The following is an 8,951-nucleotide window of genomic DNA, read 5'->3' as shown; positions in this document are numbered from 1 at the left end:
CTGCTGTCCCGCGCGGCCTCGATGCGGGGCGCCTGCGCCTACGTGTACGCCGCCGCCGGCCAGGGGGAATCCACCACCGACCTGTCCTGGGACGGCCAGACCAGCGTGGACGAGCTGGGGGTGCGGCTGGCCGAGGGCCAGCGCTTCCCCACCGGCCCGGTGGCGACGCTCGCCGACATCGACCTCGACCTGATCGCGCAGGACCGTCTCCAGGCCGGCAGCTTCGACGACAACGTTCCGGGCAGCCCCCTCCCCTACCGGCGGATCGGTTTCCGGCTCGATCCGCCGGCCGACGATCTCGGCTTGATCCGGCGGATCGAGCGCTTCCCGTTCGTGCCCGCCGACCCGTCCCGGCTCGCCCAGGATTGCTACGAGGCCTACAACATCCAGGTGGCCGGGCTCGCCCAGCGGCTGGAGGCCACCGGCACCCGCAAGGCGGTGATCGGCGTCTCCGGCGGCCTCGATTCGACCCACGCGCTGATCGTGATCGCCAAGGCGTTCGACCGCCTGGGCTACCCGCGCTCGGACATCCTGGCCTACACGCTGCCGGGCTTCGCCACCTCGAACGCCACCAAGACCAACGCCCACGCGCTGATGAAGGCTTTGGGCTGCACCGCCGCCGAGATCGACATCCGCCCGGCGGCCCGGCAGATGCTGGCCGACATGGGCCACCCGTTCGCGCGGGGCGAGGCGGTCTACGACGTGACCTTCGAGAACGTGCAGGCGGGCCTGCGCACCGATTACCTGTTCCGCCTGGCCAACCAGGCGGGCGGACTGGTGATCGGCACCGGCGACCTCTCGGAACTGGCGCTCGGATGGTGCACCTACGGGGTCGGCGACCAGATGAGCCACTACGCGGTCAACACCGGCGTGCCCAAGACCTTGATCCAGCACCTGATCCGCTGGGTGATCAGCCAGCGCGAGGTCGGCGCGGACGCCAACCACATCCTCCAGGCGATCCTCGACACCGAGATCTCCCCCGAGCTGGTGCCGGTGGACCAGGACGACAGCCCGCAGAGCACCGAGGCCACGATCGGCCCCTACGCGCTCCAGGACTTCAACCTGTTCTACACGCTGCGCTACGGGCTCCGGCCCTCGAAGATCGCCTTCCTGGCGCTGCACGCCTGGGGTGATATCGCGCGCGGCCACTGGGCGCCGGACTTCCCCGAAACCAAGCGGGTCGCCTACGACCTGCCCGAGATCCGGCGCTGGCTCGGGGTGTTCCTGAAACGGTTCTTCGGCTTCAGCCAGTTCAAGCGCTCGGCCCTGCCCAACGGCCCGAAGGTGTCGGCGGGGGGCTCGCTGTCGCCCCGGGGCGACTGGCGCGCGCCGTCCGACGGCTCGGCGCGGATCTGGATCGCGGAGCTCGACCGAAACGTCCCTGAAACGTGACCGTCACAAACTCGGCCGATTGTGCCATTATGGCTACGGTCAAGCCGATTCTTCGCATCGCGATGAGCCGGCAGACGGGGCGGCCAAGCGGAGGGACTCCGATGCGAAGCTACAACCTGTTCCAGCTCAAGGCGGTCGAGGGCCTGTGCTGCGCGGTGCCGGAGGCCAGCACCGTGCCGCCGTTCATCGGCGCCGGCCGCTGGACCTTCGGAGGCAAGCTCGACGGCGCCAGCCGGCAGCCCCTGGATTTCGACGACCGGGCCGCCGACACCGCCGTGCGCTTCAACGGCTTCTACCTGTTCCAGACGGTGGACCGGCGCTTTATCAGCTGAATAGGCCCGAGTACGGTATCTCGGCCAGGAATCCTTAAGAGCTGGCCGGCACACTGATCCGCATGACGGAGCTTCGCAAAGAGACGCGCCAGAGGGTCTTCCTCAAGGGGCGCATCGTCTTCAACAACGGCTCGTCGAGCTTCGACTGCCTGGTGCGCGACCTCTCGGCCTCGGGCGCCCGGCTGGTCCTGAGCGACGCCACGACCCTGCCGCAGGCGTTCGACCTCTACATCCCGCAGCGGGACCGGACCTACCGGGCCAGCCTGTGCTGGCGCCGGGAGGACGGGATCGGCGTGGTGTTCGAGGAGCCGGCCCGGGTGGCCCCGTCCGCCATCGATACCGAGGCCGCCCTGCGGCAGCGGATCAGCGAACTCGAAGCCGAGAACGCCGCCCTGCGCCGGCTCATCGCCAGCGCGGCCTGAACCGGGATCTCAAAGGGCACGCCCTTTGGCGGGGTTCAAGGCAAGACTCTGGATCTGGCCCTTGAGGCATCCGGCGCGGTCTGCACGGTCCTTTTCCCGGGCGCATGCAGCGCCAGCGGAATGCGACCCGGGACCCAGCACACGACGGCGCGAAGCGTCCGTCCGATCGACCTGTGCCGCTGGCGCGGCGCTTCGTGTGCTGGGTCCCGGATCAGGTTCCGCTTCGCTTCACCTGTCTGGGAAAGGGGCGCGCGTGGCCAAACACCTTGAAAGCGCTGCGTCAACGGCCTTGTGAAATCGGGACTTTCAGCGCCCGGCTTCCAAAGCCGCCCGGATCCGGGCCGCGTGCTCGGCCAGCACCGCGTTGTCGGCCATCCCGCCCTCGTGGCGCTTCAGCGGCACGCCCTCGAACCGGGGGATGACGTGGATGTGCAGGTGGAACACGGTCTGCCCGCCCGCCGGCTCGTTGAACTGGAACACGGTCAGGCCGTCCGCCTCGAACGCCGCCTTCACGGCCCGGGCCACCGTCTGGACGCTCGCCATCAGGGAAGCCAGGGCGGCCGGGTCGGCGTCGAGCAACCCGCGGGACGGCGCCTTGGGGATCACCAGGGTGTGGCCCTCGCCCTGGGGCATCACGTCCATGAAGGCCAGGGTGTCCGCATCCTCGTAGGCGCGGTGGCACGGGATCTCGCCCCGCAGGATCTTGGCGAAGATGTTGTCGGGGTCGTACTGCGCGTCGGCCATGCGTCCTCCAAGGCGTCCTGATCGATCTCAGCTTGCACGGGGCACCCCCACGCGTCCACACGGGAACCGCTGCCGCACGGCAACGCTTGGGTGGCGAGGTTTGGCGGCGGACACGGAGGCCGGGATGGCGCACGAGAGCACGGGAGCGATCTACGCGGCGGCGGGAGCGAACCTCGCCATCGCGGCGGCGAAGTTCGTCGGCGGCGCGCTCACCGGCTCGACCGCGATGCTCGCCGAGGGCGTGCACTCGGTGGTCGACACGGCCAACCAAGTGCTGCTGCTGGTCGGCATGAAGCGGGCCAAGAAGCCGGCCGATGCCCGCCATCCGTTCGGCTACGGGCGCGAGATCTACTTCTACGCCTTCGTGGTCGCGCTGATGATCTTTTTGGGCGGCGGCATCTTCGCCATCTACGAGGGCGTCGAGCGGGTCCGCCACCCCTCGCCGGACGCGGACGCCCATGTCTTCGGCTACACGCTTCCGGGCATCTGGGTGAACGTCGCGATCCTGGGCTTCGCCATCGTGGCCGAAGGCTTCTCCTGGTTCGTGGCGGTGCGCCAGTTCTGGGCCGAGAAGGGCCAGAACTCGGCGATGCGGGCGATCCGGCGCAGCAAGGATCCGACCCTGTTCACGATCCTGGCCGAGGACACCGCCGCGCTGATTGGCCTGCTGATCGCGTTGGTGGGCGTCGTCCTGGCCTATTGGCTCGACAAGCCGAGCCTCGACGGCTGGGCCTCGGTGGGGATCGGGTTCGTGCTGGTCGGCATGGCGGTGTTCCTGATGATCGAGACCCACGGCCTGCTGATCGGCGAGGCGGCCGACCCCGCCGTGGTGGCGGCGATCGCGGACCTCGTGCGCGCCGAGCCCGGCGTGCTCCACCTCAACGAGGTGCTGACCCAGCATCTCGGGCCGACCGACATCCTGGTGAACGTCAGCATCGACATGGCCGACGACCTCAGCGCCGGGGAGGTCGAGGGCCTCGTCACCCGCCTCGACAAGGCGCTGAAGCAGCGCAACCCGGACGTGACGCGGGTGTTCATCGAGATCCAGCACCAGGCCGACCACGCGGTGCGGGCGGCGGCGTGACGGGGACCTGACCGCCCGGCCGACCCGCCGCGTCGTCGGGACCCAGCCGGTAGGTCGGCGCGTCCGCTCACGCCGTCCCGGCATCGCCTTCTGTGGCGGGGACTCTCATCTGCGTTGTGGCCGATGAAATCTGGCGACGGCAAAATCTATGCATGCCGCGCTACTATTTCGACATCTATGACGGCGGCGTCGCCCGCGATGACGAAGGCACCACGCTCGATGACCTTCCGGCCGTCCGCCAGCATGTCTTGCGCCTGCTCCCGGACATCGCGCGCGACGAGGTGCCGGACGACGGCGACCGCCGCACGTTCTCGGTGGTCGTCACGGACGAGGACGGCAAGCCGATCTACACCGCCACCTTGAGTTACACCGGCCCGTGGCTGCTGCGCTCAAGCGGGCCCCGATTCGGAGCGCTCGCCGACCCCGAACCGGTATCCGCTTCGGCGGCGGGCACGCCAAGCCCGTGCGCAGGATCGGTTTCACGGGGTTGAGTTGATCTATGTGAATTTCTCACGCGAGGCTTCCGCTCAAGCTCAGGCCTCGGTGACTGGGAGAGGCGTGCGCTTCCGTCGAGCAGACGAGACGGAGCGAGATGCAGCTGACGACGACCCATCCGCTAGCGATGCTCGTGGCGCGGTTGTCCCGGAACATGCCGATCTGCGATGCGGCACAGCGCGCCATCATGGCGCTGCCGGTCACCGTGCAGGCCCTGGAGCCGAACACCGACTTGATCCATCCCGGCGATCGCTCGGAGAGCTGCTGCTTCGTCCTGAGCGGCTGGATGGGGCGCTTCAAGCTGATGCAGAAAGGGGAGCGTCAGTTCCTGGCGTTCCACATCGCGGGCGACATCCCCGACCTGCAGAGCCTGCACCTGCCCACCGCCGACCTGGGCATCGGCGCCTTCACACAGGTGACCGTCGCCCTGATCCCGCACGGCGCCCTCCACGACCTGATGGTGCACCACCACGATGTGATGGCGGCGCTCTGGCGCGAGGTGCTGGTGACCGCCTCGATCACCAACGAGTGGATGATCGGGCTCGGCCGCCGGTCCGGTCCCAGGCGCCTGGCGCACCTGTTCTGTGAACTCTACGTCCGGCAGAAGGCGGCGGGCCTGGTCAAGGAGGACGGACGCTGCGCCCTCCCGATCACCCAGTCGGTCATGGCCGACGCGTTGGGCCTGACCCCCGTGCACGTCAACCGCATCCTGAGGGACCTGCGTGCCGAGAAGATGATCCAACATCGACAGCGCACGCTGACGATCCTGGACTGGGCGCGCCTGAAGGTCTTCGCGGAATTCGATCCGCGCTACCTGCACATGGAGCCGCAGCTGGTGTGAGGGACGCCCGAACGAACCGCGCGCCCCGACGATGCGGCGTCGGGCCGTGCGCGGCACCGACCGAGGCGGCAGGCCTGACTGGGCCAGGCGGGGCACGACGCCCTGCAGGCGTCGCGAAGACCGATCAGCCGCCGAGCCCGACCTGCGCGAGGCTCAGCGCCCAGACGCGCTCCTGAACGGATTCGTCCCGGCTCTCGGCCGACGAGGTCTTTGGCCGGGACCGTGAAAAGTAGCGGCCGGTGACGCCGTCGAGTTCGGGGGCGGTCGCCACGTGGAGCGAGGTCTCGGCGCCCTTGTCGGGCCTGCTCAGGAACGGGCGCATCAGCGACCAGGCGGTGCCGAACAGGCCGCCGGTGTTCTTGGCGAAGCCGGTGTTGATCACCCCGGGATGCAGGGCGTTGACCGTGATGCCGTCGGCCCGCACCCGCCGGGCCAGCGCGTAGGTGAACAGCACGTTGCCGAGCTTGGCCTGGGCATAGGCCCGCATCGCGCCGTAGCGCCGGGCGCCCTCGATGTCGGCGAAGTCGATGTGCCCGCGTTCATGGGCCGCCGAGGCGACGTTGACGATGCGCGGCTTAGCCCCGGCAGCCGCCGCGGCCTTCAGGGTGTCGAGGAGTTCGAGCGTCAGCAGTACGTAGCCGAGATGATCGAGCGCCCAGGTGCGCTCGATGCCGTCGACCGTAAGCGCGCGCCGGTCGAAGATCGCGCCGGCGTTGTTCACCAGCACGTCGAGGCGGGGATACGTCTCGCGCAGCGACCCGGCGAGCCGCCGGATCTCCCCCTGGCCGGACAGGTCCGCGACGTGCGGATCCACGACCGCCCCAGGGACCGCCGAACGGATCCGCTCCGCACACGCCCGCGTCTTGCCGGCATCCCGGCCGACGATGGCGACCCGCGCGCCGTCGCGCGCGAGCCCCAGGGCCGTCTCGTAGCCGATGCCGTTGGTCGCCCCGGTGACGAGGCAGACCGTGTCCCGCATCGCGTCCGCCACGCGGCTCAGAACACCGCCTGGCCGACCGCGAAGGCGATGACCACGATCACGATGGCGACCAGCAGGAACAGGCCGAACAGGATGCGCGCCAGCGAGCCCGCGCCCGAGGCGATGCCGGTAAAGCCGAGCCCGCCCGCGATCAGCGAGATCACGAAGCAGATGAGGGCCCATTTCAGCAAGGTCATCGCGTCACTCCGGATGCGCCCGAGGCACGGGCGAACTACAATCGATCCCTCAACCGGCCGCAAGCGAGACCGTTCCGCGCGCGCACGGCTCCGACAGCCTTTTATTCTTAGCGGCGGGGCCGGGTCGAGCCGTCGGCCGGCCTCGGCGGGGAAGAACGGCATCGGCCCCGCCAACGAAATTCTCGCTTAAAAGGCGAGATACACGGTCCGCGAACCGGCAAGGCCCGACGGGGACGTGGCACCGCAACTACAGACGAAGGTCATTGTTCCTGGCCAGAAGGGTTCGACGATAGCGAATTAACCGTTCGGAATATGTTTCGGACACACCGTCGCGGCGATTAGGCAGGGACAATAATTGTGCGCGCGCTTTCGATCCGAACTGTAGTCATTACCCTCGTGGCGATGCTGGGTTTTCTCGCCATATTCCTCGCTGGAATACAAATACTCAGAAGCAAATCGCGAATGGATATAGCAGATCAGGTGACGACCTTCATGGTCATCGATCGCAACTTGTTCGCGAGCCTCACGCAGGTTCGGATCGAGCGCGGCTACGGCCTCACCGCCCTGGTCAAGGAGCCCGAGGCCAACCGGAAGCACCGGCAACTCGCGCTCGATGCCCGCGCCCCGTTCAATGCGGCGGCCGACATCGCACTCGGACAACTCGGCGGCGTGGCGAATCCGGCGCTGCAGGCGAAGCGCACCGAACTGGAGGCCCTGGTGGGCGCGTGGCGGCAGCTGCGCCAGGCCCTGGACGCGGCCTTCGACCAGCCGGTGACGGCCCGCGACCCGGCCCTGCGCACGCGCATGGACGAACTCGGCAACCGCCTGCTCGCCGCGCTCGATGCCGCCTCCGACGCGACCGAGAGCGCGATCCAAGACCTCGACCCGGCCTATGGCAGCCTCATCGATGCCCGGGCGACGACGTGGCTGGCCCGCACCACCGACGGCCGCGCGGCGCTGGTCGTGAGCCAGATCCTGGCCGCCGACCGCGCCGCCACCCCTGATGACTGGGCGCAGCTGAACAGCGCCGACGCCCAGAACCGGACGGCCTGGCAGCTCGTCGGGCGCATGATCCGGGTCAACGGCTTCGACGGTTCGGTGAAGGAGGCCTACGACCGGGCGGATCGGCTCTACTATGCCGGGCCGGTGGGCGCGATGCGCAAGGCCGCCCTGACAGCGGTCTCCGAGGGGCGGACGCTGCCGTTCCCCGTCGCCGACTGGGATGCCGGCGTGGTCGCGGGCCAGAGGGCGATCGTCGACGTCGCGCTGACGGTGATCGAGTCTGCCGTGGCCAAGGCCAGCGCCGCCTCCGCCGCGGCGAACCGGGATTTTCTCTCGGCCCTCGCGGTCATCGTGTTCGCGGCCGGCCTGGCGGCGGCCGGGATCCTGATCATGCAGGTGCGCGTGGTGCGCGGCCTGCTGGGGCTGGCCGGATCGATGCGCCGCCTTGCCGAGGGCGACCTCGCCGTGGCGGTCCCGGGCACCGGGCGCCGGGACGAGCTCGGCGCCATGGCCGGCGCCGTGCAGGTGTTCAAGGACAGCCTGATCCGCACGAAGGCCCTGGAGGAGGAGACGGCCCTGGCGCGCGCCTCGGCCGAGGAGCAGCGGCGCACCGCCATGCGCCAGATGGCCGACGCCTTCGAGCAGGCGGTCGGCGGGATCGTCGGCATGGTCTCGTCCTCGGCGACCGAATTGCAGGCCACCGCCCAGACGATGACCGCCACCGCGACCCAGACGGCGAGCCAGTCCACCACGGTGGCGGCCGCCGCCGAAGAGGCCGCCAGCAACGTCAACACGGTCGCGGCCGCCGCCGAGGAACTCGGCTCGTCGGTCCAGGAGATCGGCCGGCAGGTCGACGGCTCGTCGCAGCTCGCCCGCACCGCCGTGACCGAGGCGGACCAGACCGCCGCGATGGTGCAGGAGCTGAGCGGCACGGTCGCCCGGATCGGCGACGTGGTGGCGATGATCCAGGGCATCGCGGCGCAGACGAACCTGCTGGCCCTCAACGCCACGATCGAGGCGGCCCGGGCCGGAGAGGCCGGCCGGGGCTTCGCCGTTGTGGCGAGCGAGGTGAAGGCGCTCGCCGACCAGACCGCCAAGGCGACGGAGGAGATCGGCCGGCAGATCGGGCAGGTCCAGGCCGCGACCGGCCACGCGGTGTCGGCGATCGGCGGCATCGGCGGCCGGATCCGCGAGATCAGCACCGTGGCGGCCTCGATCGCCGCGTCCGTCGAGGAGCAGGGGGCGGCGACTCAGGAGATCGTGCGCAACGTCGGGCAGGCCGCGATGGGCACCGGCGAGGTGACCAGCAACATCGCGGGCGTCGCCGGTGCCGCCGAGGAGACCGGCGCGGCCGCCGCTCAGGTGCTGGCCTCGGCCTCCGAGCTGTCGCGGCAGTCCGAGCACCTCACGGCCGAGGTCCGGCGCTTCCTGGCGACCGTCCGGGCGGCCTAGGCCCGGGCTTT

General features: G+C 69.8%; 10 protein-coding genes. 7 read left to right on the top strand and 3 right to left on the bottom strand.

Annotation, left to right across the window (positions count from 1 at the left end):
* The 3 genes from FV228_RS13165 to FV228_RS13155 form a co-directional block, all read left to right on the top strand.
* Positions 1-1,392, top strand: a 1,392-nt coding sequence (locus FV228_RS13165; protein WP_147855034.1) for an NAD(+) synthase, incomplete at its 5' end; no start/stop codon positions are given.
* A 101-nt stretch (positions 1,393-1,493) separates the two neighbouring features.
* Positions 1,494-1,724: a hypothetical protein gene (locus FV228_RS13160; RefSeq protein WP_147855033.1), complete on the top strand. Its 231-nt coding sequence runs from the start codon at positions 1,494-1,496 to the stop codon at positions 1,722-1,724.
* A gap of 62 nt (positions 1,725-1,786) precedes the next feature.
* Positions 1,787-2,146 carry a PilZ domain-containing protein gene (locus tag FV228_RS13155; RefSeq protein ID WP_147855032.1) on the top strand — a complete coding sequence of 120 codons (360 nt, stop codon included), beginning with the start codon at positions 1,787-1,789 and terminating at the stop codon, positions 2,144-2,146.
* 306 nt (positions 2,147-2,452) lie between these two features.
* Here FV228_RS13155 and FV228_RS13150 read toward each other — a convergent pair whose 3' ends face one another.
* A complete protein-coding gene (locus FV228_RS13150; protein WP_147855031.1) occupies positions 2,453-2,890 on the bottom strand; it encodes an HIT family protein in 438 nt (145 codons plus the stop codon).
* Positions 2,891-3,014: 124 nt separating this feature from the next.
* Between FV228_RS13150 and FV228_RS13145 the strand changes: the two genes are divergently transcribed.
* From FV228_RS13145 to FV228_RS13135, 3 genes are all read left to right on the top strand, one after another.
* Entirely contained in the window at positions 3,015-3,974 is a 960-nt protein-coding gene (locus FV228_RS13145) for a cation diffusion facilitator family transporter (RefSeq protein WP_147855030.1), read from the top strand.
* 152 nt (positions 3,975-4,126) lie between these two features.
* Positions 4,127-4,465 carry a hypothetical protein gene (locus FV228_RS13140; protein WP_308447701.1) on the top strand — a complete coding sequence of 113 codons (339 nt, stop codon included), beginning with the start codon at positions 4,127-4,129 and terminating at the stop codon, positions 4,463-4,465.
* Positions 4,466-4,566: 101 nt separating this feature from the next.
* A complete protein-coding gene (locus FV228_RS13135; protein ID WP_147855029.1) occupies positions 4,567-5,310 on the top strand; it encodes a Crp/Fnr family transcriptional regulator in 744 nt (247 codons plus the stop codon).
* A 124-nt stretch (positions 5,311-5,434) separates the two neighbouring features.
* Here FV228_RS13135 and FV228_RS13130 read toward each other — a convergent pair whose 3' ends face one another.
* Positions 5,435-6,289: an SDR family oxidoreductase gene (locus FV228_RS13130; RefSeq protein ID WP_147855035.1), complete on the bottom strand. Its 855-nt coding sequence runs from the start codon at positions 6,287-6,289 to the stop codon at positions 5,435-5,437.
* Positions 6,290-6,306: 17 nt separating this feature from the next.
* Positions 6,307-6,486, bottom strand: coding sequence for a DUF1328 domain-containing protein (locus tag FV228_RS13125; protein ID WP_007566531.1), 180 nt, complete (start codon positions 6,484-6,486; stop codon positions 6,307-6,309).
* Positions 6,487-6,948: 462 nt separating this feature from the next.
* On the opposite strand from FV228_RS13125, the gene FV228_RS13120 reads away from it, so the two are divergent.
* Positions 6,949-8,940: a HAMP domain-containing methyl-accepting chemotaxis protein gene (locus tag FV228_RS13120; protein WP_238260100.1), complete on the top strand. Its 1,992-nt coding sequence runs from the start codon at positions 6,949-6,951 to the stop codon at positions 8,938-8,940.
* Positions 8,941-8,951: the final 11 nt, after the last annotated feature.

It is taken from the genome of Methylobacterium sp. WL18 (assembly GCF_008040015.1).
Lineage (GTDB): Bacteria > Pseudomonadota > Alphaproteobacteria > Rhizobiales > Beijerinckiaceae > Methylobacterium > Methylobacterium mesophilicum.
Note: the sequence above shows the minus strand (reverse complement) of the source record. Positions and strands in the feature narration are given on the sequence as shown.